Origin of the sequence: Aureivirga marina, from assembly GCF_015767265.1 — a bacterium.
Lineage (GTDB): Bacteria > Bacteroidota > Bacteroidia > Flavobacteriales > Flavobacteriaceae > Aureivirga > Aureivirga marina.
On record NZ_JADPIB010000002.1, the window covers coordinates 542558 to 568114 of the forward strand.

The following is a 25557-nucleotide window of genomic DNA, read 5'->3' on the forward strand; positions in this document are numbered from 1 at the left end:
ATGAAGAAAAAACATACAAAAGCACCATTGCATGAAGTTGTTCTAAGAATCATGTTTCATCAAAATAAGAAGAAAGCAGAATACATGTCTGTGAATGATATTTTATGGAAAATTGATAATCCTGATATTGCAGAACGTCAAATTAAAGAAGTTTTAGATTGGCTTGTTCATCATAGGAAAGTTGAAGTTTATCTTGGTAAATATTGTTTAGACAGAGTAGAGTTTTTGGAACAAAAAAAATTCTATGAAGATAATATCGATTTAGATTCTAATGTCGATGTTGATTTGGATGTAGAAAGTCCAAATTTTTACATTGAAGATTCAAGAAAACCAAGAAATAACAAACGAATACTTTTTTGGATTTTCATTGGAATTTATATTGTTGGAATATTTTTCTCATTTAATAGTTTAAATTCTTTTTCTGGACTTTATTCAAGAAAAGAAAATGACACTATTTTAAAAAATGAAATTAAAACTAAAATTCCATCTCTATATATTTCTTCAGATACTGTGTACAGTGTAAAGTCCGTAAAAGATATCAGAAGAGCTTTTTATAGACAAAATAAAACGAATGAAAAATTTCAATCACAAATAGATAATTTTCAAGTACAAGTAGATAGTGTTTTAAATAAATATAATAAACTACTATTACTTCAAGAACAAAAAATAGAACTATTAGAACAAAAGGAAGAGAAACAAAAATCGTTCTTTTTAGGTTTTCAAATATTTATATGTCTACTATTAATAATCGCTTTTTTCAAATAGAATCATTCAAATAATATATAATATGTTCGAAAAACTAAAGACGACAGCTTTTATAGCTGGTTCATTTATCAAACATGGTATTTTACCTACTAGAGACCACAATTTTTCTTGTCCAAATAGACAAGAATTTTCACATCATTTAAATCAGCTAAATCCTTCTGATGCACAATCTTCAGCATGGATTCAACATTTAAAATCAGTGAATATTTATTGTGATGAGCACAATGTGACTTTAAGTCCAAGAGAATTATCAGGTTTAACTGAAACTTATGCACAGAGCCGTTCTATCTCTGTTCGTGATGCAATGTCAAGAGAAGCTAATATTTTCGGAGCAAATGCAAGTGATTACCCACAAGGAAGTCTTGCTCATGATTTAAGAGCTCACCGCCCATCTGCATCTTTATTTCCAAATGGAAAAATTTCTTTTAACTAAAAAATAGGATCCGTTCAACTTATGAACGGATTTTATTAGTTTCTGAAATAAAAAAATCCTCTTATTTCTAAGAGGATTTTTAAAATAGTATGTGATCGCGATAGGATTCGAACCTATGACCGTCTGCTTAGAAGGCAGATGCTCTATCCAGCTGAGCTACGCGACCATTTGAATATATAACTTGTTTTGCTCAAAAGCGGTGCAAATATATGCAGTTTTTCTATTTATACAAGTTTTTTTCCGTTAAAAATTACACTTTTTTTATTTTATTTTTCTTCAAATTTATAATCAATTAATTTAATGAAAGTTACATTTTTTTTCAAAAAACTCTTTTTTACCAATCTAAAGTACGATTTGCATCTAATCGTACAAAAATGAATAGTAAAATTGCAAATGCCCAAAGTGAAGAACCTCCATAACTAAAAAATGGTAATGGAATCCCAATAGTCGGAAGAAGCTTTAAAACCATTCCAATATTAATCACAAAATGAAAGAAAAATATGGAAGCAATACTATAGCCATAGATTCGACTAAATGGCGATTTTTGGCGTTCTGCAACATAAATTATTCGAAGAATAAACAATGAAAATAAAAGTACAACTAATGCACTTCCAACAAACCCCCATTCTTCTCCAATTGTTACGAAAATAAAATCAGTATCTTGTTCAGGAACAAATTTTCCTTGTGTTCTATCTCCATTTAAAAAACCTTTTCCAAGAAGCCCTCCAGAAGCTATAGAAATTGCTGCTTGCTGTTGATTATAACCTTTCCCTGAATTGTCTGTTTCTTTATTTAAAACAATATTAAAACGGTCTCTATGACGTTGTTTAAATACATTGTTAAAAATAAAACTAATACTTAACACATAAAGAGAAATAATGATATAAGTTCCAATGATAGAAAACATGTTTCTTTTAAAAACACGTTGTTTTTTACTATATAAATAAATACTTAAACTTGCAAAAACAACGAAAATAAAAGCTAGTAAAGCTATATAACCAAAAACTAAGGTTGCGATAAAAAGTAAAATCGCACCTATTCCAACTGAAATATAATAGGATGGTAAACCTTCTCTATAAAAAACAAAAAAGAAAGAAAAATATACCAAGGCAGAACCTGGATCTGGTTGTAATGTGATTAAAATTACTGGTACAAAAATGACTAAAAATGCTTGTATTTGATATTTCCTCTTTTTGAAATCAAATTGTTTATCTGTAATTAATCTAGCAATTGCTAGTGCTGTAGCCGCTTTTGCAAATTCACTGGGTTGAAGAGTAAATCCACCAATCGCATACCAAGAAGTTGCTCCTTTAATCGTTTTTCCAAAAAGAAAAAGACCTATTAAAGTCAACATGGAGAGAACATAAAAAACACTGGAAAATTGTTCGTAAAACTTAGATTCTAAAAACATTACCATTAAAATCAAAGGAATACTTAAACCAAAAAAGATTAATTGCTTTCCGTATTTCGTAGAAAAATTTAGAATTTCTACATTTTCATCTGGTGAAGATGCTGCATAAATATTTAGCCATCCGATAAAGCATAAAGCGATATAAAAGAAAACTAAAATCCAATCTATGTTACTTATTATATTTTTATTTCTCGTCCTCAACTTCTGTGATTATTTTCTTTTTATATTCTTCTTCCAAACTTGTATTATACATTCTTTCTTCCATCCATGAACGTTTCACTTCTCCAGTTAAATATTTTTCAATCATTAAACTTGTGATTGGAGCAGCGATATTTGAACCAAAACCACCATTTTCTACATATACAGCGATAGCAATTTTAGGATTATCTTTTGGAGCAAAAGCAACCAAAATCGAGTGGTCTTCTAGAGAAACTTTTTTTCCATCTACTCTGATAAAGTTTTCTACTGTTCCTGTTTTTCCACAAATTTCAATTCCTTGAATTTTAGAAGCTCTTGCTGTTCCTGTTTCAAAAGTTTCTAACATTCCTTGAATTACTGGATCAAAATGTACAGCATCTACTGTTGTATATTTTTTCTCAACAAAATTTGGATTTTCAATTGCTCTATTATTAATTTTTTTCAGAATATGTGGTGTATAATAATATCCTCTATTTGCAACAATTGCAGTTAAATTAGCTAATTGAATTGGTGTTGTTAAAATCTCTCCTTGTCCAATTGCATTGGAAATTGTCGTTACTGCTTTCCAATTTTTTAATGGATAATATTTGTTATAAAACGCAGCATTTGGAACTAAACCTTTTTGTCCAACAGACAAATCATATCCTAAATAATTTCCAAGTCCAAAACTTTGAACATGCTTACTCCATGCATTCATTCCTTCTTGAGCAGTTGGATAATTTTCAATAATTCTTTTATAAGTATTTGAGAAATAACTATTACAAGACTTTGCTATTCCTTTTTCTAAACGAATTGGATAACCAACAATTCCACAGTGACATTTCATGAATTCTTGTGCTCTTCCTCCATATCTAAATCCATGATAACAAGTAAATCCTGTTTGTGGTGTGATAACACCTTCTTGCAAACCAATTAATCCATTGACAATTTTAAAAGGTGAACCTGGAGCATAAGTTGCTTGTAAAGCACGATCAAACATTGGTTTGTTTTCTTTATCTCCATAAAGTTTTGGAGAATTTTTACTTCGCTCACGACCAATCATTAAATTTGGATTATACGTTGGCGTTGAAACTAAAGCTAAAATTTCTCCTGTTTTTGGCTCAATTGCAATAATTCCTCCTCTTTTATTTTGCATTAATTGTTCACCATATTTTTGTAAATCAATGTCTAGTGTTAATGTCAAATCTTTTCCAGGAATTGCCAAGGTATCATAAATACCTCCTTTATAAGGACCAATTTCTTTATTGTGTTTGTTTCTTTGAATTCTTTTGACACCTTTCTTCCCTCTTAATTCATTTTCATAATATCTTTCTACACCAGTCAATCCGATATTATCTCCTAATTGATAATACGGTTTTTCTTCAATTGTTTCTTGATTTACTTCGCTTAAATATCCTAAAACATTTGCAGCAGAATTAATCGGATATTCTCTCAGGGTATTTTTCTGAATAAAAAACCCTTCATATTTATGCATTTTTTCTTGTAATGCAGCATAATCTTCTTTGGATACTTGTGGTAAAAATACAGAAGAACTTCGCATTGAATAACGTTTTGCTCGTTCCATATTTTTGATAAATCTTTCTTTATCAATTCTTAATAAAGAGCAAAACTCTAGTGTATCTAAAGATTTTACATCTCTAGGTATCACTTTTATATTGTAGGATGGTTGGTTTGCAACCAATAATTTATTGTTTCTATCGTAGATATATCCCCTTTCAGGTATTTCTTGTACAACTTTAACAGCAGAGTTACTCAATGGAGATAATTGATAATTATTATCTGTCATTTGCAGATAAAATAATCTACCAATAAAAGCTAAAGTTGCAAGAATTACAAATGAGATAAGTAAAACTTGTCTTTTCATTTTGTTTTCTTCTCAAATAATAAGATACTTAGAACTAATAATATAGTCGTAAAAATAGTTGAAATTGTAATTTTTGTCAATAAGTTTAAGAAATTATGAAAGCTAAAATTACTCAATAGATAAAAAACGAATTGATGAATGAATGTTAAGATTCCAACATAAGAAACCATTTTTCCAAAGGATAAACTTCTTGGATGAAATAAAACGAAATCAAACTCTCTATTTCTATGTAGGAAATTAATTACATAAATTCTCAAATAAGCAATCAATAATATAGATGCAGCATTGATTCCACCCGAATTAGAGAAAAAATCAATAAATAATCCTAAAAAGAAACTCGAAACTAAAAAGATTGTTCGATCTTTTCTAATAGGAAAAAGAAATACAAAAAGAATATATATAGCGGGATTTAAGAATCTTAAAAATTCAAAAGAATTAAATACTAAAACTTGTAATAGTATTAAAACAAAAAAACGTAAAACGTTTATTAATATAAGGTTATTCATTATCGTTGCTCCTCTCCTCTAATTGTTCTAATTCCTTCTTGTTTAAATTTGTAATTACATCTACATAACTTAAAGCACTCATATCATTGAATAATGAAATATCAATTTTCTCGTATTTATTATTATCGTATTCAAAGTCTTTTACAATACCAATCGGAATTCCTTCAGGAAATAAAAGAGAACGTCCTCCAGTTATAATCGTATCGCCAATACCAAATTTTGCTTGCCTTGGAATATCTGTTAATTGTGCAGTTGTATAACTTTCACCATTCCAAAGTAATGTTCCATAATGAGAACTATTTTTTAGTTTTGCATGAATTTTAGAATTAGAATTTAAAATCGACAAAACTGTTGCGTGATTCGAACCAACATCTTTTGTAATTCCGATTACACCAAGACTGTTCACCACAGCCATGTCTTCTCCAATTCCTTGATTACTTCCTTTATCTATTGTCAGGTAATTATTTTTTCTTGTATATTGATTATTAACAACTTTTGCTACGGTATATTTATATTCTTGGTAATAAATAGAATCTACCATAGTAAAGTTTGTTGTATCTTTTTCAGCAGAAATTCGTGCAATAATATTTTTTAATCTAGCATTTTCATTTGCTAAATTTTGATTTTCCTTTTTCAATACAAAAAACTCTTCTATAGTTGCTGTTTGCTCATAAATTCCTCCTGTAATTGCATTTGCAGAATTTACAAAATGACTTTTATGATAAGAATGACTTTGAATTGTAAATATGAGGGCAATACTTTCCAATAATAAAAAGATTAGAAAGAATTTGTATTTCAATAAAATATAAACAATAAAGCGCATGTATTCCTATAGAAGATTTCTTTAATTATTATTTCATTAATACGTTTTTGTATTTCTCTAAATCTTTTAGAGCAACTCCAGTTCCACGAACTACAGCTCTTAACGGATCTTCTGCAACATAAACTGGTAAGTCTGTTTTTCTAGAAAGACGTTTATCTAAACCTCTTAACATCGATCCTCCTCCAGCTAGATAGATTCCAGTATTATAAATATCCGCAGCAAGTTCTGGTGGTGTTTGCGATAATGTCTCCATTACAGCATCTTCAATTCTTAAAATAGATTTATCTAATGCTTTTGCAATTTCACGATAAGAAACTTGAACTTGTTTTGGTTTTCCACTTAATAAATCTCGACCTTGTACTAAAATATCATCTGGAATACTTTCTAAATCTTCCGTTGCAGCTCCAATTTGAAGTTTAATTTTTTCAGCAGTACGCTCTCCAACATATAAGTTATGTTGTGTTCTCATGTAATAAGAAATATCATTTGTAAACACATCTCCCGCAACTTTGATCGATTTATCACAAACAATACCTCCAAGTGCAATAACAGCAATTTCTGTTGTTCCTCCACCTATATCAATAATCATGTTTCCTTTTGGCTGCATAATATCAATTCCAATACCAATTGCAGCTGCCATAGGTTCATGAATTAGATATACTTCTTTAGCATTCATATGCTCAGCAGAATTTGTAACGGCTTTTTTCTCTACTTCTGTAATTCCTGAAGGAATACAAATTACCATTCTTAAAGCTGGTTTAAACAACTTTTTCTTGATTGTTGGAATGTGATTAATAAATTCCGTAATCATCTTTTCAGAAGCTTCAAAATCTGCAATTACTCCATCTTTAAGTGGACGAATTGTCTTAATATTTTCATGGGTTTTTCCCTGCATCATACTAGCTTTCATACCTGTAGCGATGATTTTCCCGGAGGTCCTATCTTGTGCTACTATAGAAGGTGCATCTACGATAACTTTTCCATTGTGTATAATAAGTGTATTAGCTGTACCAAGATCAATTGCAATGTCCTCGGTCATAAAGTCGAAAAAACCCATAAAAATGTTTTAATTTATATTGTTATATACTGCTGTTTGCAAATTTAATAATTAATGAAGCAAATGAAACCTTTAACTCTAATTTTTCCTAAGGTATTATGTTAAAAATCAAAGATAAATTATGTTAAAAGTTTCAGTTTACTTCTTTAGTGTTTAAAATGTCTTGTTCCTGTTGTTACCATTGTCATATTATTTTCATCACAATATGCAATTGATAACTTATCATTTATAGAACCTCCTGGTTGAATTACAGCATTTATTCCATCTTTATTTGCAATTTCTACACAGTCAGGAAACGGGAAAAAAGCATCACTTGCCATCACTGCTCCATCTAAATCGAAATTGAAATGTTTTGCTTTCGCAATTGCTTGATTTAAAGCATCAACTCTTGAAGTTTGTCCTGTTCCACTTGCACATAATTGTTTTCCTTTTACTAAAACAATTGTATTAGATTTTGTGTGTTTTCCAATTTTTGAAGCGAATAATAAATCTTCGATTTCTGCTTCTGTTGGTGCAAGTTTTGTAACAGTTGTTAAATCTTCCTTCGTATCTGTTTTTAAATCTTTATCTTGGAATAAAACACCATTCAATGCAGTTCTATATTGCGTTTCAGGTAATTTTATATCTTTTTGAATTAAAATAATTCTGTTTTTCTTTCCTTTCAGAACGTCTAATGCTTCTGTTTCGTATGCAGGTGCAATAACAACTTCACAGAATAATTTATGTATCTCATTTGCAGTATCTAAATCGATTGCTGTATTTGAAATTAAAATTCCTCCAAAAGCAGAAGTTGGATCTCCAGCTAAAGCATCTAAATATGCTTCTTTAACAGTTTCTCTTTGTGCAACTCCACAAGCATTATTATGTTTTAAAATCGCAAAAGTTGGTGCGTCATTCTTGAATTCTTCCATTAAGTTTACAGCTGCATCAACATCTAATAAGTTATTATAAGAAAGTTCTTTTCCATGTAATTTATCGAACATTTCTTCTAAATTACCAAAGAAATATCCTTTTTGATGTGGATTTTCTCCGTAACGTAATTCTTTTGTTTCTCCAATACTTTCTTTAAAAGTTCTTACAGTTCCTTCGTTCATATAATTGAAGATTGCTGTATCATAATGCGAAGAAACATTAAACGCTTTCGCTGCAAATTGCTTACGTTGCGCAACAGAAGTTGTTCCTTCATTTTCAGAAATCACTTGTAAAAAGTCATCATACTGATCCATTGAAGAAACACAAATTACATCTTTAAAGTTTTTCGCAGCTGCTCGAATTAATGAAATTCCACCGATATCAATTTTTTCAATAATATCTTGTTCTGAAGCTCCACTAGCAACTGTTTTTTCAAAAGGATATAAATCTACGATTACAATGTCAATTTCTGGAATTTCAAATTCCTCAATTTGTGCAACATCTCCATCGTTATCTCTTCGATTTAAAATTCCTCCAAAAACTTTTGGATGTAAAGTCTTTACTCTTCCTCCTAAAATAGACGGATAACTTGTAACATCTTCTACAGGAACTACATCAATTCCTAAGTTTTTGATAAACGTTTCTGTACCTCCTGTTGAATAAATCGTTACTCCTAACTCGTTTAGTTTACGCACGATAGGCTCTAACCCATCTTTATGAAAGACAGATATTAACGCCGATTTTGCTTTTTTTAAATTGTTCATGTTGTTGTGTTGTGATTTTTCGCAAAGCTACTAATAATCACATGGTTTTACAATAGAAAAAATAGGAATATTCTAGTTTATTTTTAATTATTTTATATAAAAATTGGAGAAGAGGAAAATAAAAATAAGTAGTTTCAAAAATCTTTTTAATTCTAAATTCGGGGAGAACTATAAAAATAAGGATAAATCTAAAATTTTGAAATATTTTTTAAGAAAAAGAAATTTCTTTGAGTTAGGGATTGCAGCGGCATCCTTTTGTGGAAGAATGGAACAAAAGATATAGCGGAAAGCCCGACCTTTTCTTGTTTTCGGAACAAGAAAAGGGAACTTCCAAAAAAATATTTTAAATAAACTCTGAAACAAGTTTACAAACGTGTTCTAAAAGTCTTTCATCTTTTTCTGAAAATGCAGAAGCTGTATTTGAATCAATATCAATTTGTCCAATATTTTCTCCATCTTTAAAAATTGGAATTACAATTTCCGATTTCACATGAATGCTACAAGCGATATAATTATCTTGTGCGTGCACATCATCTACAACAAAATTTTCATTGCTAACAGCAACTTGCCCACAAATTCCTTTTCCAAAAGGAATAATTGTATGATCTGTTTCTTCTCCTGTGTATTGTGCAAGTTTTAATTCTTCTTTGTCACCATTTTTGAAATAAAATCCTACCCAATCATAATAATCTAATTCTTTCTCTAATGTATCAGTAATTGCTTGTAATTTTTCTTCTATTGAATTGAAAAGTTTGATTTGCTCTTCAATTTTCTGTTTTAATGCTTCCATGTTTATATCTTTAGTGTAAATTTGATGTCTAAATTAACCTTGCAAAATTAGGGACAAATCACATGAAAAAAAACAAATATTTGTTGCTATTTCTATTAAAGTTTTTCGGAACATATTTTTTGTTATTTATATTTTATAATTCGTATTTAAATAGCAATCAAATCACTGCTCCATATTTTTCTTGTGAACCTATTACGCAAAATGTTGCAATGTTGACCAAACGTTTAGGAGATTTCGTCGGATTTCCAATGCGATTATTACAAAGTCAAAACGAACTTTCTGTCTTAGTTTACACTTCGAAAGAATATCCTGTTGCAGCAATTGTGGAAGGATGTAATGCAATTAGTGTTATTATTTTATTTATCTCTTTTATTATTGCTTTTTCTGGCAGATTTTTAACAACTTTCTTATTTATTTTATTCGGAAGTGTTTCTATTTATTTTTTCAATATTTTCCGAATTTTTATTCTGATTGTCATTCCAGAATATTATCCAGAATCACAACATTTTATGCATCATTATATTTTTCCAACATTAATTTATGGATATACTTTTCTTCTGTGGATTTGGTGGATTAAAAAATATGCTGGTTTTAATTTAAAAAAGAAAAAAAATGAACAAAAAGCTTAGAATTTTTCTGATTATTTGCGGATTTATAAGTTTGGTTCTCGTTCGTTTTTTATCAAATAAATGGCTACAAGATCCTTTGCGAACTTTTTTTGAAACAAAAGCAATTTCCGATGTGTTGCCAAAAATCAATTTTTGGTCGCATTTTTGGAAAAACAGTATTTTATTTTTTATAAATGAATGTATTTCTATCGCAATTCTTTTTCTTTTTTTTATGGAAAAAAATGTGGTAAAATTTTCTCTTTGGTTTTATCAAATTGCTTTCATTATACTATCTATCGCATTTTTTATTTTATTAGAAATTAACAATCCAGAATACAATCGAATTTTATTTTACATTCGACGTTTTCTGATTCATCCTTTATTTTTATTGATTTTACTTCCTGCTTTTTATTTTCAAAAAATGAAAGAATAGAACACTTATTATCAAATAGTTATTTTACACCTAAATCTTCATTTTTACTTCTTTAAAATTGTAAATTTCTTTTTTTTAAAAAACTTATTCATCTAACAAATAAATTTAAAAAAGGAAATTATGAAAAAAATTTTTACAATTTTAATTTTGTCACTAAGCTTTATTTCTTGTGATGTAGCAACAGAAAAAGAGAATAATCCACTGAATAAACAAAACGAAAATTTAGCTTTAATCAAAGAATATTTTGTGCATTTTAATAATCATCATTGGGATACAATGGCAAATATGTATGTGGAATCTGCGGAATTTAAAGATCCTTCTTTTGGAATTAAAACAGTTAAGCAAACTCAAAAAGAAATTTTCGAAAAATATAAAGAATTAAATCAAATTTTTCCAGATTTAAATGATAAAGTAATTGCGATGTATCCTTCTGGAGATAAAAATATAATTGTAGAATTTATTTCTACAGGAACTGCACCAGATGGTTCAAAATTCGAGCTACCAATTTGTACAATTTTCACAATTGAAAACGGGAAAATCACAAAAGATTATACTTATTACGATAATTTTGAAGAACCAAATTCTGAGGAAGAAAAATCTTAAATAAAAAAGCATATTGAGAAAAAATTCAATATGCTTTTATTTTTATGTTTTAAAATTATTAAACCGAAATACTTTGTAATTCATCAATTGAAATCGGTTCAATAATACTTTTATCATAATTAATTTTTACACGCAAAGCTTTCAACCCAACAATTCCTTGTAAATCTTCGATATCTAAAAATTCAATATCTTTTTTCAAGTAATTTTTCGATTGTAAAAACTGAATATATTTTACATATTCTTCCGCTTCTTTGTCTTGTGTATAAACAATTGCTAATTTTCCAGGTTGTGTCAAACGTTCTGAAGTTCCTTTAACAAGCGATTTATCAATACGTTTTTTAATTATTTCATATCGAATATTATACGCTCCATTTACATCAAATTGTTTTTCATCCATTCTAAATTTTATAGAAAGTGGCATATGATGAACTAAAACTAAAGAAGCAATTTGCAATGAAAACTGATTCTCAGATTCCAATTGTTTTGCAAGATTCTCCATTTCACAAATCACTTGCAATTGCCACAACCTTAAATTATGTAGATACAATAGATTAAAATTCTTATTTCGAACCAATGTTTGTCCGATATACATATTAAAATCTACACCATCTGTTTTAAATCGCTCAAAATAATGTGGAAACATCTGTTGTGCTTCTTCTTGTTTTGAGTCAATATAATCTGCCAAAACAGTATTTAATCTCGTTACATAATCCTCGTAAGTTTTTCGTTTTTCATAAACTACTAAAACATTCGAATCAATTCGTTCATCATAAGCTTCTACTAAAGCTTTTAATTCGCTATTAATTGTCTTTATGTAATTAAAAACTGGATAAATATCTTTCTTTAAAAAGTCTGTAATTCCAACTTCATCTCCAGATTTTATTCCTTTTCTAATTTGCCCTAAATACTTATTAATTCTAAAAATTAATTCTTCATAAATAGGAAGTTTATCCAATTTATACGTTTCCTTCAAAATTGCAATTGCCATTTCTAATTGCGCAATTAAATCTTGCTGAATTGCTTTATTTCTAGCTACAGAAGAACCTTTAATATCACATTGTCCGTAAATCGGATACACATTATCAAAAACGATATCTTCTAATTTTGCGTTTTTGATTTTGTTCATTTTTTGAATTAAATAGTTTTCTACAGCATCATGAAAACGCCATTTTACACTGGGATGAATCGAAGTATAATGTTCTTGAATTAAAGATTCAAACTGATTGTATTCTTCTTGTACTGAACGTTGAACAGCCGTGATAAATAAAGGTAAAATATCGTCCAGTTTTTGCACGTTTACAGAGTTCAATTCATGTTTTCTTCTCGAACCTAATTCCATAATTCCAAGATGTTCTTCATCTAAATCAATTGGAACTAAAACAAAACTTTGAATATCCTGTTTTTTTAGAACTGTGTAAAAATCATTATAATCATTCTTTTTACCATAAGTTTCTAAATCAGAAATAGTGAAAATTTGTTTGTGATTAAAAACATTATTTAAAATTGAACTACAGAAAAAGTGTCGTGTACATTCACAATGAATTTCTTCAAAAAGTAAACTATGTACATTTTTAACAGCTGTTTTTTGTGTTTTTTCTTCCGAAATATTGATTATCGAAAAACCGAATTCCAAATCTGGAATATTCATCAATTTTCTTAAATCTTCTTGAAAACGGAAAACAGCTTCATCATCTTTTTCTAGTAAAGTTGTATGAATATTTGAAATAATTTCCTCTGTAGTTACATCAAATAAATTCATGATTCCAAAACCATCTATGATATAACTATTTGCAGGAACTTTTTCTTTCCAAGCATCAAAGTCATGAAAATTATCCATTAAATAATTAAAATCTTCTTCTGATAATTCAGGTGCATCATCCGATTTATGAATAGAACAAAAATCAGAATTAAACGCTGCTCTATATGTGTACATTTTATTTTCATTCACATTTGGAATATCATAGAAAAAAGGTCGTTTCATATCGATATTTTTTCCATAATACATTGACAAAATAAAAGAACAACACATTACATAGAGTTTTGATTCATCGAAATTTCTAATTTTCAATTCAAAATCATCTCCTGCATTCTTGACAATATTCCTAAATCTTTCAGAAAGTTTAAACATTGTCATATCAAAAGGAACACAACCTGCTTTAATTTCGTTTGTTTCCAAAAATTCTGGAAAAAGAAAACGCATCAAAAAGTCGATTGGTTCTGCATATTTTTTTAGAAGTCGGACATCTTCAAAACCGTGCAATAAATCTGGATAATCTTTAAATATCTTTAAACCTCTCGGCGCAGCATCATACAATACACTTTTTGGATCATTTGCATGTTCTTGCAAATAATCATAAATCGCTCTAAAATGAATATTAAAACGAACAGGCAACTCTCTTTTTGTATTGTTTGAGTAAATGATATCCATATTGAATTATTACAATTTATTGTGATTTACAAAAATACTGCTTTTTTTATAAAAAGTAAAAAACGCCTCAATATGAGACGTTTTTTAAAGAATATTTTAAGTTTTTTTCTATTTTTTACGCATATATAGAGAAATTGGAACTCCTGTAAAATCGAATTCCTCTCTCAATTTATTTTCTAAGAAACGTTTATATGGATCTCTTACATATTGTGGTAAATTTGCAAAGAATGCAAATTGTGGTGTTCTAGTTGGAAGTTGTGTACAGAATTTAATCTTAATATATTTTCCTTTTGTTGCTGGTGGTGGATTTTGATCGATGATTTCCAACATTGTTTCATTTAACTTACTTGTCGGAATTCTATTTCTACGATTCTTGTGTACCTCAACAGCAGTTTCAATTGCTTTGTAAATTCTTTGCTTTGTTAATGCAGAAATAAAGATAATTGGAACATCTGTAAATGGCTCAATTTCCTTACGAACCATTGCTTCATATTTCTTCATAGTATTTGTTTCTTTATCTTCAATCAAATCCCACTTATTAATTAAAACAACAATTCCTTTTCTATTTTTCTCTGCTAACCAGAAAATATTTTGATCTTGACTTTCGAATCCTCTAGTTGCATCTACAACTACAATTGCAACATCACAATGTTCAATTGCACGAACTGCACGCATTACAGAGTAAAATTCTAAATCTTCTTTTACTTTTGATTTCTTACGAATTCCAGCAGTATCTACTAAATTAAATTCAAATCCAAAACGATTGTATTTTGTATCGATAGAATCTCTTGTAGTTCCCGCAATATTTGTAACGATATTTCTGTCTTCACCAATTAAAGCATTAATGAAAGAAGATTTTCCTGCATTTGGTCTACCAACGATTGCAAATCTTGGTAATTCTTCTACTTCTTCCTCTTCTTCAATATCATCTTTTACCTCTTTTGGTAAAACTTTCACTAAGGCATCTAATAATTCTCCTGTTCCTCCTCCGTTAATCGAAGAAATTGGATAATAATCTCCTAATCCTAAATTATAGAATTCTAAAGCATCATCTTGACGCATTGCATTATCAACTTTATTAACAGCTAAAAGAATTGGCTTTGTAACTTTTCGAAGAATTTTTGCTACTTCCTCATCCATAGGAGTAATTCCATCCACTACATCAACCACAAAAATTAAAGCATCCGCCTCGTCAATAGCTAACTGAACTTGTTTTCTGATTTCTCCTTCAAAAATATCATCAGATCCTTTTACATATCCTCCTGTATCAATTAAAGAAAACTCTCTACCAGTCCATTCACTTTTTCCATAATGTCTATCTCTTGTAACTCCACTAACCGAATCTACGATTGCTTCTCTTCTCTGTATTAATCTATTGAAAAATGTTGATTTCCCAACATTTGGTCTTCCTACTATGGCTACTATACTCATCTTCTATAAGAAATATATATTTTTTGCAAAGGTATCACTTTTTAAACAAATGAATGTTTATTATTTATTGTTTTAAAAAAGATTACCATTTCTCTCTACTTTTTTGAGAATAAAAAAACTCACTCCAGTTCGAAGTGAGTTTTTATTTCTATTTATTTTAATTTTTATTTCTCTTCAAGTTGATGATTAATCATCCATTGAATTCCGAATTTATCGGTTAACATTCCAAAATATGCTCCCCAGAAAGTTTCTGCTAATGGCATTGTTATTTCTCCTCCTTTTGCTAAAGCATTGTAAATTTTGTCGGTTTCTTCTTTTGAATCTGTATTAATCGAAATTGAAATATTATTTCCTGAAACGTCTGTTGCTCCAAAAGCTGCATGTGTATCACTTCCCATTAAAATTGTTTCTTCTGAAATTTGTAAAGTAACATGCATTATTTGATTTCCAATTTCTTCTGGAAGCGGTTCTTCAGAAGGCATTTCATTGAATCTGTTGAAATCTGTAAATTCTGTCAGACCAAATGCTTTTTTATAAAATTCAAAAGCTTCTTCACAGTTTCCGTTAAACATTATATAAGGATTAATTCGTGCCATGGTTTTATATTTTTGGTTTAAATTATTTCTATTGCATTAGGGATTGCAGCGACATCCTTTTGTTGCTTGCAGATTTGCAGCAAAAGATATAGCGTAAAGCCCGACCTATTTCCTAAACGAAGTCAAAGGAAATAGGGAATGCCATTCAAAAAATAATAATTTTAAACAGCATGTTTCAAAAATAAATTTCCAAACCGACAAAATACGTCGTTTAAAACTATTTAACTTTCAGAATTTTAGAATCCAAATCCAACTCCAAATGTAAATCGAGCTCCATCAACTGAGTCAAATAACGAAAAATTCATTGAGATACTTTCTGCACCTGTTACCCAGATTCCTCCTCCATAGGAATCATGCCATCTTCTAGAGTTGTCATCTTGTGTCCAAACACGACCATAATCGTAACCTCCAAAAATCCCGTATGTTATTGGAACTAGACTTGTAACTGTTTTTCCGATTTGGAATCGTAAATCTGTATTTTGGTAATAACTTCTTTTTCCAGTAAATCTTTCTTCACGGAAACCTCTTAAACCATTATCTCCTCCGATAGAATTTGCATGATAAAATTCAAAATTATTTCCAAAATTAAAAGCTCCATTAATTTTAGAAGCTAAAACTAATTTTCCACTTGGTATTAATCTATATTCTCCAGCCAATGTTGTATTTAAGTAACCGAAACCTTTCTTTGTTTCCGAAATACTTGTTTTCCAACCTCCAGTTATATTAAAATGAATTCCTAAAGTTGGAATTGCATTATTATTTACATTGTTATAAGAATAGCTTGCTTCTGCTCCAACATAAGATTGGTTTTCGAAAAGATATTTAGGTAAAATCCCAGGAACATTCACAAAACGATTATTTGAATCTTCTACTTCTAAAAGTTGAAAACTTGGTTTGAATTGGAAGTTTGCTCCAAATCTCCCTTTCCAGATCAAAGAAGGAGCAAATTCAATTGTTTTTAATTTTACACGATTGTAATTTCTACCAAAATCATCTTGATTATTTTGTGTATTATTTCCATATCCAAAATAATTGATACTATAATTTGGACTTGTAAATAAACCATCAATTCCTAGATTCCATTTTCCTCTTATAGCAAATTCTCCATTATATTCTATTTCAAAACCATCTGTTGCAAAATAATATTCTGCTCTCAAACTATGTCTTGAAGTAAATGGATTTCTTTTAAACCCTTCTTTTGTAAAAGTATTTTTGATTCCTATTTTAAATCCATCATCAGGATTTGAACCAATCGAAGGAATTAATTGGTTTGTTGTTTTCGTAACTTTCTTATAATTATAAGCTACTAAATCGTATTCATTCGTTAATTTAATTGGAATATTTTCTTTATTTGATTTATACTCTTTGTCTTTTTGTTGGTAAATTTTTAGATTACTATCATTTTCAATAATGTAATTATTTTTACCTTCACCTCCGATAATTCGAATTGGAATACATCCTTTTGCATTTCCGATAACTTCAAATTTATCATCATCTCCAAGACCATAAACCCAAATTTCTTTATGTAAATCTTTCGAATATGTTCTATCTAAAAGCAACGCTTCTTTTTCGCCTTTTACTTTTCTATGAATGGTAATTCTTGTTTTCTTTTCATCCAATCTTTCAATTGTAATCCATTCATCTTTATCTGTTCCTTTTACAACAGGATATTTATTTACATATTCAAAATATTCTCTTGCAATTTTCAGAATATTTCCTCTTCTCCCTCGAAGTTTTTTCTTGATTTCTTCGATTGTTTCATCCTGTAAATTTTCAGGTAAAGTAGTAAATGCTTTATCAATTACCTCATCTGTTACATTTTCTTGAATATATTTTGCTTGAGCTTCCCAAACTTCCCAATCACTTTGTACAATTAAATTCTTATCTAAAGGAAAAGGCTCATAATTAAACCATTTTACACTTCTTAAATCTTCATCATAAGATTGCATCATTCTTAAAGCAGGAATTAATCTTGTTAAAGCAGCAACTAAAACACCATCAAATTTTGAAAAAACTTGATCTCTATCTCTAGGAATCACTTTATACAATCTTTGCTTTCCTGTTTTAAATTCTGCCCAACGCCATTGGTCTTCGTGTCTATCCCAATCTCCAAGTAACATATCAAACAAACGAGCTCTAATATAAGATGGCTCGTCTACTTTATAATTATCACTTTTTTGAAGGTTTTTTAATAAATCATCTGTACTTATAATTGTATTCGTTCCACCAAAACTTTCTACATCACCATGGTTATCTGCAACACGTTCTTCAATCATGTACAATTCATTTCCGTATGTATTATTAAAAATTCCAAGTGTTTTTTGTTTTGGAATATAATAAAGCTTCGGATTTGAATGAAAAACTCCTGCTGCATCCGATAAATCACCAACAACAAAAGGCGCATAAGGATAAGCTGTTGTATAAAAATCTAAAAGAACAGATTCTACATATGTTCCTTCCATTTTCTTTGCCATATACACTTTTTTAAATGCCACAGCTTGTAAAAACTTTGTCGCACTTTTCTTTAAAGCACGCATTACATATTGCTTTTCAAACTGATTTTCCAAACGTAAAGAATTTGATTGATGTCCTCCTCCTTTTCTAACTGGATGTAAACCTCCGAAAATTGTATCTATTAAAACTCCAGGAACTGTTACTGGTTCGCTATAATATTTACGATAATGTTTTCCCCAGATGAATTCATAAAATCCGCTTTTGTTTGTTTGTTTTTTAGTATAAATCGAAGAAGTATATGTTTTTTGAAATGAAGTTGGTAATTCTCCTTCATAATCTTTTGGTTCTGGAACTAAAATTTCTGTTCTATATAAAAGTTCTTTTTTATTTCCTTTTGTTGCAAAAAACGAAACCCAAACTGAACCATTTTTATACACATCTAAAGTTGCATACCCTAAACCACCATAAGAAAATTGTCCACCATCTATTGCTCTTGCTCCAGAAGTTTTAGAACCTGAACCACTAACAATTTGCGGTGTATTATTTTTATGAATGTATTGTAAATTATGTTCATGACCAGAAACAACAATCAAATTTTCTGATTCTTGCACTAAAGTAGAAACTCGTTGAATAAATTCATTATACACTTTATTTTGCATGTCTTGTGGTGAAGCTCCAGAAGTTTTTCTCAAAGTTGTCAAGAAAGTTCCTAAAATCGGAAGTGGAACTTTTGATTTAAATGGATGAATATTATCCTTTAATGTATATTGTCCTCCATGTGGCCCGTTACTATAAAGTGGATGATGAATAGCTAAAATGGTTGTTTTTGCTTGATTTTTCTTGATTAAATCTTCTAATTCTGTATAAAACTTATCTCTAGTTTTAATAATCGAACAATTCTCATTAATTCCTGGATTTTTATCCCAATCTTCCAAAAACCATTGTGAATCTACAGTAATTACAACGATATTATCTGTCAAATTTACTTTATCTAATGGACATCCAGCTTCAGGTAAATAAACATCTTTTTTCTGTAATTGATCATTGATAAATTTCTCCTGCCTTTCCAAACCTTTAATTCCATATCTCCAATCATGATTTCCAGGAATAAAAATTGGTTGTCCTTTAAAGTTTTGTAAAATATCAGTTTGTGTTTTTAAACGATATTCTGCAAATTCTCTTCCTTCTTTATCTTTTTTTGGTGGAATTCCATTTGGATAAATATTATCTCCTAAAAATAACGCAGCCGAATTTTTAGGTGCTTTTTGTAAATCTTTTTCTAAAACTACAAGAGAAGAAAGTGAATCATTTGGCATTGCATTTCCTGCATCTCCAATCAAAAATACTTGATAAGCAATTTCATCTTTCCCATATGGAGCTTCTTTTAGATAATTTTCAAAGTTTTTTGCATATTGCACTTTTTTAGTTGCGCAACCATAAAACACTAGAAAAGTTATCGTTAGTATATAAAAAGTGATTTTATTTTTCATTATTCCCAGATTAAAAACTAAAAATTAAAAGTACAATAAATTTAATATATTTAACCTTGGATTAAAAGAGAAGCTGATGGCTGAAAATAAATTATTAAAAGATATCAAGAAATTCATTTTTCAAGAATTTAAAACCAAGTTATCTTCTGAGTTTGTTTACCATAATTACAATCATACTTTAGATGTTGTAAAAGCTGCAACAGAAATTGGTGTAGCGGAAAAATTATCAGATGAGGATTTGGAAACAGTAATTATTGCTGCTTGGTTTCATGATATAGGACATATCAATTCTTATAAAAATCATGAAGATGAAAGTAAGAAAATCGCTAAAGAATTCTTAGAAAAAAAGAAATTTCCTGAAACCAAGATTCAACAAGTTTTAAACTGTATTGAAGCAACAAAAATCCCACAATCTCCAAAAAATTTAATGGAACAAATTATTTGTGATGCAGATTTATTTCATTTTGGTTGTGATGATTGTTTTGAAAAAGGTGATTTATTAAGAGCTGAATGGGAAATTTTAGGTGTTTCTGAATTTACAGATGCAAGTTGGTATGAAAATACGATTAACTTTATGAAAGAACATCGTTTTTTCACAGATTATGCTTTTAAAAAGTTGAATGGAAAAAAAGCGGAAAATCTTTTAAAAGTTAAAGAAAAGCTTAAAAAAGCTGAAGTAAAAAGTACAGAAGCTTCTGAGAAGAAAAAAGCCAAAAAAGCCGCTGAAAAGAAAAAAGAAGCAAAAGAAAGCAGACCAGAAAGAGGTATTGAAACAATGTTTCGTGTGCAACTTCGAAATCATATTAAATTAAGTGATATCGCTGATACAAAAGCAAATATTTTACTTTCTGTAAATGCAATTATTCTTTCCTTAATGCTTTCTCAATTGGCTCCGAAATTAGACAAACATTCTAATGCTTATTTAATTGCTCCAACTTTAATTTTTCTTTGTTCAAGTTTGTTAACAATGATTTTTGCCATTTTATCTACAAAACCAAAAATCACTTCTGGCACTTTTAATAAAGACGATATTAAAAAGAAAAAAGTGAATATTTTATTCTTTGGAAATTTCCATAAAATGCCTTTGAGTGATTTTGAATGGGGAATTAATTCTATCATGAATGATAAGGAATATTTGTATGGAGCATTGACAAAAGACTTATATTTCTTAGGGAAAGTTTTAGATAAAAAATATCGATTATTAAGAACAACTTATACAATCTTTATGATTGGAATTATTGTTTCTGTGATAACATTTATTATTGCATTTTATACAATAGACAAACCAATGATGACAAATTTCTAAGATTTAAAAATATCTTATTTTTATAAATTCAAAATTCGACTTTGAAAAGCTCATTTTTTTTCATGGTCGAATTTTGTTATTTTTATAGAAAAGTGAATCGATGAAAGAAACTACTAATTTAAAGTTAGTACCACGAAAAAATCTTTTTCGTTTAGTTCTTTTCCCAAAGAGAATGAAAAAGAGTGAGAAGGAAATTATTGCAGCTAAAAACGAATTCTATAGAGCACTTACACCTTTTCAAAAATGTTTATTTGAGCATCGTGTTTTAGTGTTTATCAAAAACCATCAGTTTATTGGAAAAAACTTAAAAGTTACAAGAGAAATGGAACTTTTAATTGCTGCAACAGCAATCATGCTTTCTTTTGGTTTAGATCGTTATTTATATTTAAGTTTTGACTACATTTTAATTTATCCAGATATTTTTTATTCACAGCTTTCAAAAGAAGAACACAAAGGAGAAGCAAATCCGAAGTATAAGGTGATTGTATTCTCTTGGAAACATTTTTTAGAAGGATTTGAAGATGCTACAGACAATTTGAATCTCGGAATTCATGAATTAACACATGGATTACATTTTAGCTTTTTAAAATATCGTAATTATACTTCTAGAAGATTTATTTCAAAATACAATGAGTTATTAGAATTCTTAACAGATAAAAAAGAGCAGAAAAAAATTATTGCTTCCAAATATTTTCGAGATTATGCTTTTGAAAACCAATATGAATTTCTTTCTGTTTTGGTAGAGCATTTTTTTGAAACACCTCATGAATTTTATAGAAAGCATCCTAAGATTTATAATTATTTAAGAGATATGTTTAATTTGGATACAAGAGTTGTTTTTAAGGATTAAATTTCGGCAAGTCAACCTAATAAAATTACTAAGAAGATAATTAATAATTATTGATAATTATCACAGTTTTTCGGTTTAGTTATCAGGAAATTTACAATATAGATAAAGAAAAGAGAATTAATTAACTTTAAAAACTAAACCAATGAAGAAAAGAGAAGCAGTAAGTAAAATCATGTCTACTGACTTAATCACTATAAATTTGTCTAACACTTTAGTGGATGCTGAAAGACTGTTTAAAGAAAATAGCATTCGTCATATTCCTGTTGTTTCTGGCGATAATTTAATTGGGATTTTAAGTTTAACAGATCTAATGAGAATTAGTTTTGTGGATGCATACAACGAAGAGAATGGGGAAGCTGCAGTTGATACAGCAGTGTACAACATGTTAACAGTAGAACAAGTAATGGTGAAAAATTTAGTAAAAGTTGATGTGAATACAACTATTAAAGAAGTAGCTGAAATCTTATCAGAGAACGAATTTCACGCCTTGCCTGTAATGAATGGAAATAAAATCGCAGGGATTGTAACAACAACTGATTTATTAAGATACTTATTAGAACAATACTAATATCAACCAACCAATTTTTTCTGATTCCTCAAAATAAAAAAAGCTTCTCAAATTTGAGAAGCTTTTTGCGGTCTGGACGGGACTCGAACCCGCGACCCCATGCGTGACAGGCATGTATTCTAACCAGCTGAACTACCAGACCGTTTGCTTGATTGCGATGCAAATATACAAGCTTTTTTTATTTTCACAAGTCTTTTTCTAAAATTTTATACCCTTTTTTTTGAATAAATTTTCTTTTTTAATATTAAGTTTTTGTAAAAACTTTTTATGTTGCTCAGATTCAGGATTAAAAGGCTTATGTTGTATTCCTTTTTGAATGGAATCAATTTCTTTCATTGTTGAAAATTCTTCAGAATCAATCCAAGTTTTTTGAAATTTATCCCAAATATATTCGATTGCTAAGTCATTTGGGTGTAAAAAATCATCTTTATAAAAACGATAATCTCTTAAATCGTCCATCATTATTTCAAAAGAAGGAAAATAAAAACAGTTTTCATTTCGATCAATTATCGTATGAATAGCACTTAAAAGATTTGCTTTACTCCTCATATTTTCTACAATACCATTTTTTATATGTCGAACTGGACTTACAGTAAAAATGATAGAAACTTTCGGGTTTTCATTTTTTAGTCTAAAAATAATTTTATTTAAACTACTCTGAATTTCTTTTACACTTAATAATTCTTTCTGAAACTCTTTTTGTGGAATTTTATGACAATTTGAAACCAGTTTTTCTGTTTTTAAATATCTATAAACCCAAGCAGTTCCTAAAGTGATAAAAACATGTGAAGCATTTTTTAATTTTTCTTTTGTTTTAAAATTAATTTCAGAAGTATTTTTAATTAAATCTGAAAGAGAGGCATTAGAAAAAACAGAATGGTGTTTAAAACTATGCCATCTTTCATTTTGAAAAACAAAATCGGAATTTATATATTTTCGTTCTTCTACAATATCTCGAACAGCATTTTCAATTGCAACAGGATGAAATAAAATTCCAAAAGGATTTTTAAGAATTAGGAATTTAAAATAATTCAACTTCTCCCCTATATTTTCTACAAAACAAGAACCAAAAGTTACAATAGAAGAATTGTAATTGATTTTATTCTCAGCTTCTAAAATTTTTATTTCTGTTCTAAAATTCATCTTCAAAGTTTTTGTTTTAAAATAAAAAACACCCTTTAAAATTAAAGAGTGTTTTTCAAAATATATGTTTTAATCTTATTTTCTATCTCCTAAAAATCTTAATAAATAGATAAATAAGTTAATAAAGTCTAAGTATAATGAAAGTGCACCCATAATTGCACCTTTCTGCTCCATTTCTGTATCTCCTTGCGCAATTTGTAATCCCATTTGCTTGATTTTTTGGGTATCATAAGCTGTTAATCCAACAAAGATAATTACCCCAGCGAAAGATGTAATCCAGTATAATGTAGAACTGAAGAAGAAAATATTTACAATTGACGCGATAATCAATCCTATTAATGCCATCATTAATAATCTACCCCAAGAAGTTAAATCTTTTTTCGTATAATATCCATAAGCACTCATTGCTCCGAATGTTCCTGCTGTAATAAAAAATGTGGAAGCAATGGAAGCATTCGTATATGCATAAAATATGAAAGAAAGTACAACTCCTGTAATTACAGAATAAACTAAAAACAGTAGAGTTGCCACTTGTGCAGATATTCTATTGATTGCTCCAGCAATTCCAAATACTAAAAGTAATTGTACTCCAATTAAACCAAATAAAACCAATCTATTTGATGTAATCAAGGTAGAGATTGTTTCATTTCCAGCTGCCCAAACAGCAGTTAAACCTGTTATAACTAAAGCTAAAGTCATCCATCCATAAACTTTTGTTATGAAATTTGCTTGAATAGCTTGTGCTTCTTCATGTGTTAAATGTGAATTTATCATTTTCTCAATTTTCCTTTTTATAGTTGTTCTCTAATTTTAATTAGTTCTGCTTTTACAGCTTCTAATCTAGAAATAATTTCAAAGTTTTTCTTCGTTTTATCTGGAGTTGCTTTTAATCTTTTTTTTGCTCCATCTAAAGTAAAACCTTTTTCTTTTACCAAATGAAAAATCAATTGAAAATTCTTGATATCATTTTGAGTAAAAAGTCTATTTCCTTTACTATTTTTTTTTGGTTTTATGACGTCAAATTCTTTTTCCCAAAAACGTATCAAAGACGCATTAACATTAAAAGCTTGTGCTACTTCTCCAATTCTATAATATCGCTTTTCTGGTAAATTGACATTCATAAAAATATAGTTTTAGTCTAAAGATTGTCCTTCTTCGTGAGATGCTTTTAACATCTTCTCAAATTCTTCTGGAGTTAAATCTGCATAATAATAGTAAACTGGATTTACAGGTTTTCCATTCTTATGTACTTCATAATGTAAATGAGGTGCAGCAGAACGTCCTGTATTTCCAACAAAACCAATTACATCTCCTCTAAGAATTTTCTTTCCTTTTTTCGTATTCATTTTACTCATATGCGCATAGATTGTTTTAAATCCATATCCATGATCTATGATTACATGATATCCAAAAGTTGCACTTCTTTGTGCTTTCACAACAGTTCCATTTCCAGTTGCATAAATTGGTGTTCCTTTATTTGCAGTAAAGTCCATTCCGTTATGCTTCTTTCTATATTTCAAAATTGGATGCATACGCATTCCAAATCCTGAAGCCATTCTTTTTAAATCATTATTTTTAATTGGCTGAATAGCAGGAATTGATGCCAACATATTTTCTTTATCCTCTGCCAATTTGACAATTTCATCTAAAGACTTTGATTGCACATAAATCTGATTTGCCAAATTGTCTAAATCTTGTGTAATATGAATTACTTTATCAGAAGAAGAATAATTTTCTAGCTTTTTATAACGATTAACTCCTCCAAATCCTGCTTTTCTTTGTTCTGTAGGAATTGGATTCGCCTCTAAATATTGTCGATAAATATTGTTATCTCTTTCTGCTAATTCATCTAATAAAGTCTGCATTTCTGCAATTCTTTTTGCATGTAATTCTTCATTAAGCTTTAAATATTCAATCTCTCTTTTTAAGTGTTTCTCTTTAGGAGAACGAACAAAAGGTGTAATAAAGAAATATCCCCAAACCATTAATAAACTTCCAGCTATAACTAAAGATACAGCTTTTGTAATTTTTTCTTTAGGTTTTACTTTTATTTTTTTATAAGATAATGTTTCTGGATCGTAGTAATACTTTACTTTCGTCATAATATGAAAAATATATTATTTT

The 25557-nt window shown here is 28.9% G+C and carries 23 protein-coding genes and 2 tRNA genes; 8 read left to right on the top strand and 17 right to left on the bottom strand.

Annotated elements, in window-relative coordinates; translation table 11 throughout:
- Together I1A51_RS06660 and I1A51_RS06665 are read left to right on the top strand one after the other, a co-directional pair.
- Entirely contained in the window at window positions 1–765 is a 765-nt protein-coding gene (locus tag I1A51_RS06660; protein ID WP_196892310.1) for a DUF5457 domain-containing protein, read from the top strand.
- Between the two features lie 22 nt (window positions 766–787).
- A complete protein-coding gene (locus I1A51_RS06665; RefSeq protein WP_196892312.1) occupies window positions 788–1198 on the top strand; it encodes a hypothetical protein in 411 nt (136 codons plus the stop codon).
- Between the two features lie 92 nt (window positions 1199–1290).
- Here I1A51_RS06665 and I1A51_RS06670 read toward each other — a convergent pair.
- From I1A51_RS06670 to I1A51_RS06705, 8 genes are all read right to left on the bottom strand, one after another.
- Window positions 1291–1364, bottom strand: a tRNA-Arg gene (locus I1A51_RS06670).
- A 168-nt stretch (window positions 1365–1532) separates the two neighbouring features.
- The gene (gene rodA, locus I1A51_RS06675) at window positions 1533–2810 is read right to left on the bottom strand and encodes a rod shape-determining protein RodA (RefSeq protein WP_196892314.1); all 1278 of its coding nucleotides are present in this window, start codon (window positions 2808–2810) and stop codon (window positions 1533–1535) included.
- Window positions 2794–4671 carry a penicillin-binding protein 2 gene (gene mrdA, locus I1A51_RS06680; protein ID WP_196892316.1) on the bottom strand — a complete coding sequence of 626 codons (1878 nt, stop codon included), beginning with the start codon at window positions 4669–4671 and terminating at the stop codon, window positions 2794–2796. The genes rodA and mrdA overlap by 17 nt, the downstream gene beginning before the upstream one ends.
- A complete protein-coding gene (mreD, locus tag I1A51_RS17755) occupies window positions 4668–5177 on the bottom strand; it encodes a rod shape-determining protein MreD (protein ID WP_196892318.1) in 510 nt (169 codons plus the stop codon). Before mreD ends, mrdA begins: the two co-directional genes overlap by 4 nt.
- Window positions 5170–6000, bottom strand: coding sequence for a rod shape-determining protein MreC (gene mreC / locus I1A51_RS06690; protein WP_196892320.1), 831 nt, complete (start codon window positions 5998–6000; stop codon window positions 5170–5172). The genes mreD and mreC overlap by 8 nt, the downstream gene beginning before the upstream one ends.
- 28 nt (window positions 6001–6028) lie before the next feature.
- Window positions 6029–7057: a rod shape-determining protein gene (locus I1A51_RS06695; protein ID WP_196892322.1), complete on the bottom strand. Its 1029-nt coding sequence runs from the start codon at window positions 7055–7057 to the stop codon at window positions 6029–6031.
- 146 nt (window positions 7058–7203) lie between these two features.
- The gene (gene purH, locus I1A51_RS06700) at window positions 7204–8733 is read right to left on the bottom strand and encodes a bifunctional phosphoribosylaminoimidazolecarboxamide formyltransferase/IMP cyclohydrolase (protein WP_196892324.1); all 1530 of its coding nucleotides are present in this window, start codon (window positions 8731–8733) and stop codon (window positions 7204–7206) included.
- A 343-nt stretch (window positions 8734–9076) separates the two neighbouring features.
- Window positions 9077–9523: a GAF domain-containing protein gene (locus I1A51_RS06705; protein ID WP_196892326.1), complete on the bottom strand. Its 447-nt coding sequence runs from the start codon at window positions 9521–9523 to the stop codon at window positions 9077–9079.
- A 62-nt stretch (window positions 9524–9585) separates the two neighbouring features.
- Between I1A51_RS06705 and xrtF the strand changes: the two genes are divergently transcribed.
- From xrtF to I1A51_RS06720, 3 genes are all read left to right on the top strand, one after another.
- Entirely contained in the window at window positions 9586–10152 is a 567-nt protein-coding gene (gene xrtF / locus I1A51_RS06710) for an exosortase family protein XrtF (protein WP_196892328.1), read from the top strand.
- Window positions 10136–10564, top strand: coding sequence for an exosortase F system-associated membrane protein (locus tag I1A51_RS06715; protein ID WP_196892329.1), 429 nt, complete (start codon window positions 10136–10138; stop codon window positions 10562–10564). The genes xrtF and I1A51_RS06715 overlap by 17 nt, the downstream gene beginning before the upstream one ends.
- Window positions 10565–10684: 120 nt before the next feature.
- A complete protein-coding gene (locus I1A51_RS06720) occupies window positions 10685–11167 on the top strand; it encodes a nuclear transport factor 2 family protein (RefSeq protein WP_196892330.1) in 483 nt (160 codons plus the stop codon).
- Between the two features lie 58 nt (window positions 11168–11225).
- On the opposite strand, the gene I1A51_RS06725 is transcribed toward I1A51_RS06720, so the two are convergent.
- The 4 genes from I1A51_RS06725 to I1A51_RS06740 all read right to left on the bottom strand — a co-directional run bounded on the left by I1A51_RS06725 (window position 11226) and on the right by I1A51_RS06740 (window position 19566).
- Window positions 11226–13595, bottom strand: a complete 2370-nt coding sequence (locus I1A51_RS06725) for a GAF domain-containing protein (RefSeq protein WP_196892331.1) — start codon at window positions 13593–13595, stop codon at window positions 11226–11228.
- Between the two features lie 108 nt (window positions 13596–13703).
- Window positions 13704–15026 carry a ribosome biogenesis GTPase Der gene (gene der, locus I1A51_RS06730; RefSeq protein ID WP_196892332.1) on the bottom strand — a complete coding sequence of 441 codons (1323 nt, stop codon included), beginning with the start codon at window positions 15024–15026 and terminating at the stop codon, window positions 13704–13706.
- A gap of 164 nt (window positions 15027–15190) precedes the next feature.
- Window positions 15191–15622, bottom strand: a complete 432-nt coding sequence (locus I1A51_RS06735) for a VOC family protein (protein WP_196892333.1) — start codon at window positions 15620–15622, stop codon at window positions 15191–15193.
- Window positions 15623–15858: 236 nt separating this feature from the next.
- Entirely contained in the window at window positions 15859–19566 is a 3708-nt protein-coding gene (locus I1A51_RS06740) for a metallophosphoesterase (protein ID WP_196892334.1), read from the bottom strand.
- A 76-nt stretch (window positions 19567–19642) separates the two neighbouring features.
- Between I1A51_RS06740 and I1A51_RS06745 the strand changes: the two genes are divergently transcribed.
- From I1A51_RS06745 to I1A51_RS06755, 3 genes are all read left to right on the top strand, one after another.
- Window positions 19643–20872: a Pycsar system effector family protein gene (locus I1A51_RS06745; protein ID WP_196892336.1), complete on the top strand. Its 1230-nt coding sequence runs from the start codon at window positions 19643–19645 to the stop codon at window positions 20870–20872.
- 172 nt (window positions 20873–21044) lie between these two features.
- The gene (locus I1A51_RS06750; RefSeq protein ID WP_196892338.1) at window positions 21045–21722 is read left to right on the top strand and encodes a zinc-dependent peptidase; all 678 of its coding nucleotides are present in this window, start codon (window positions 21045–21047) and stop codon (window positions 21720–21722) included.
- A gap of 142 nt (window positions 21723–21864) precedes the next feature.
- Window positions 21865–22290: a CBS domain-containing protein gene (locus I1A51_RS06755; RefSeq protein WP_196892339.1), complete on the top strand. Its 426-nt coding sequence runs from the start codon at window positions 21865–21867 to the stop codon at window positions 22288–22290.
- Window positions 22291–22358: 68 nt separating this feature from the next.
- Here the strand turns inward: I1A51_RS06755 and I1A51_RS06760 are convergent.
- The 5 genes from I1A51_RS06760 to I1A51_RS06780 form a co-directional block, all read right to left on the bottom strand.
- Window positions 22359–22432: transfer RNA gene (locus I1A51_RS06760), tRNA-Asp, on the bottom strand.
- A 56-nt stretch (window positions 22433–22488) separates the two neighbouring features.
- On the bottom strand, window positions 22489–23433 hold the full coding sequence (locus I1A51_RS06765; protein WP_196892341.1) for a GSCFA domain-containing protein: 945 nt from the start codon (window positions 23431–23433) through the stop codon (window positions 22489–22491).
- A 75-nt stretch (window positions 23434–23508) separates the two neighbouring features.
- Window positions 23509–24207: a Bax inhibitor-1/YccA family protein gene (locus I1A51_RS06770; protein WP_196892343.1), complete on the bottom strand. Its 699-nt coding sequence runs from the start codon at window positions 24205–24207 to the stop codon at window positions 23509–23511.
- Window positions 24208–24224: 17 nt separating this feature from the next.
- Window positions 24225–24554, bottom strand: a complete 330-nt coding sequence (locus I1A51_RS06775; RefSeq protein WP_196892344.1) for a MerR family transcriptional regulator — start codon at window positions 24552–24554, stop codon at window positions 24225–24227.
- 12 nt (window positions 24555–24566) lie between these two features.
- Window positions 24567–25535, bottom strand: a complete 969-nt coding sequence (locus tag I1A51_RS06780; protein WP_196892346.1) for a M23 family metallopeptidase — start codon at window positions 25533–25535, stop codon at window positions 24567–24569.
- Window positions 25536–25557 lie beyond the last annotated feature (22 nt).

Excerpts from the sequence above, each read along its gene's own strand:
- I1A51_RS06660 (WP_196892310.1), top strand. The coding sequence starts at position 1 with ATGAAGAAAAAACATACAAAAGCACCATTGCATGAAGTTGTTCTAAGA.
- I1A51_RS06665 (WP_196892312.1), top strand. The coding sequence starts at position 788 with ATGTTCGAAAAACTAAAGACGACAGCTTTTATAGCTGGTTCATTTATC.
- mrdA (WP_196892316.1), bottom strand. The coding sequence starts at position 4,671 with ATGAAAAGACAAGTTTTACTTATCTCATTTGTAATTCTTGCAACTTTA.
- mreD (WP_196892318.1), bottom strand. The coding sequence starts at position 5,177 with ATGAATAACCTTATATTAATAAACGTTTTACGTTTTTTTGTTTTAATA.
- mreC (WP_196892320.1), bottom strand. The coding sequence starts at position 6,000 with ATGCGCTTTATTGTTTATATTTTATTGAAATACAAATTCTTTCTAATC.
- I1A51_RS06695 (WP_196892322.1), bottom strand. The coding sequence starts at position 7,057 with ATGGGTTTTTTCGACTTTATGACCGAGGACATTGCAATTGATCTTGGT.
- purH (WP_196892324.1), bottom strand. The coding sequence starts at position 8,733 with ATGAACAATTTAAAAAAAGCAAAATCGGCGTTAATATCTGTCTTTCAT.
- I1A51_RS06705 (WP_196892326.1), bottom strand. The coding sequence starts at position 9,523 with ATGGAAGCATTAAAACAGAAAATTGAAGAGCAAATCAAACTTTTCAAT.
- xrtF (WP_196892328.1), top strand. The coding sequence starts at position 9,586 with ATGAAAAAAAACAAATATTTGTTGCTATTTCTATTAAAGTTTTTCGGA.
- I1A51_RS06715 (WP_196892329.1), top strand. The coding sequence starts at position 10,136 with ATGAACAAAAAGCTTAGAATTTTTCTGATTATTTGCGGATTTATAAGT.
- I1A51_RS06720 (WP_196892330.1), top strand. The coding sequence starts at position 10,685 with ATGAAAAAAATTTTTACAATTTTAATTTTGTCACTAAGCTTTATTTCT.
- I1A51_RS06725 (WP_196892331.1), bottom strand. The coding sequence starts at position 13,595 with ATGGATATCATTTACTCAAACAATACAAAAAGAGAGTTGCCTGTTCGT.
- der (WP_196892332.1), bottom strand. The coding sequence starts at position 15,026 with ATGAGTATAGTAGCCATAGTAGGAAGACCAAATGTTGGGAAATCAACA.
- I1A51_RS06735 (WP_196892333.1), bottom strand. The coding sequence starts at position 15,622 with ATGGCACGAATTAATCCTTATATAATGTTTAACGGAAACTGTGAAGAA.
- I1A51_RS06740 (WP_196892334.1), bottom strand. The coding sequence starts at position 19,566 with ATGAAAAATAAAATCACTTTTTATATACTAACGATAACTTTTCTAGTG.
- I1A51_RS06745 (WP_196892336.1), top strand. The coding sequence starts at position 19,643 with ATGGCTGAAAATAAATTATTAAAAGATATCAAGAAATTCATTTTTCAA.
- I1A51_RS06750 (WP_196892338.1), top strand. The coding sequence starts at position 21,045 with ATGAAAAAGAGTGAGAAGGAAATTATTGCAGCTAAAAACGAATTCTAT.
- I1A51_RS06755 (WP_196892339.1), top strand. The coding sequence starts at position 21,865 with ATGAAGAAAAGAGAAGCAGTAAGTAAAATCATGTCTACTGACTTAATC.
- I1A51_RS06765 (WP_196892341.1), bottom strand. The coding sequence starts at position 23,433 with ATGAATTTTAGAACAGAAATAAAAATTTTAGAAGCTGAGAATAAAATC.
- I1A51_RS06770 (WP_196892343.1), bottom strand. The coding sequence starts at position 24,207 with ATGATAAATTCACATTTAACACATGAAGAAGCACAAGCTATTCAAGCA.
- I1A51_RS06775 (WP_196892344.1), bottom strand. The coding sequence starts at position 24,554 with ATGAATGTCAATTTACCAGAAAAGCGATATTATAGAATTGGAGAAGTA.
- I1A51_RS06780 (WP_196892346.1), bottom strand. The coding sequence starts at position 25,535 with ATGACGAAAGTAAAGTATTACTACGATCCAGAAACATTATCTTATAAA.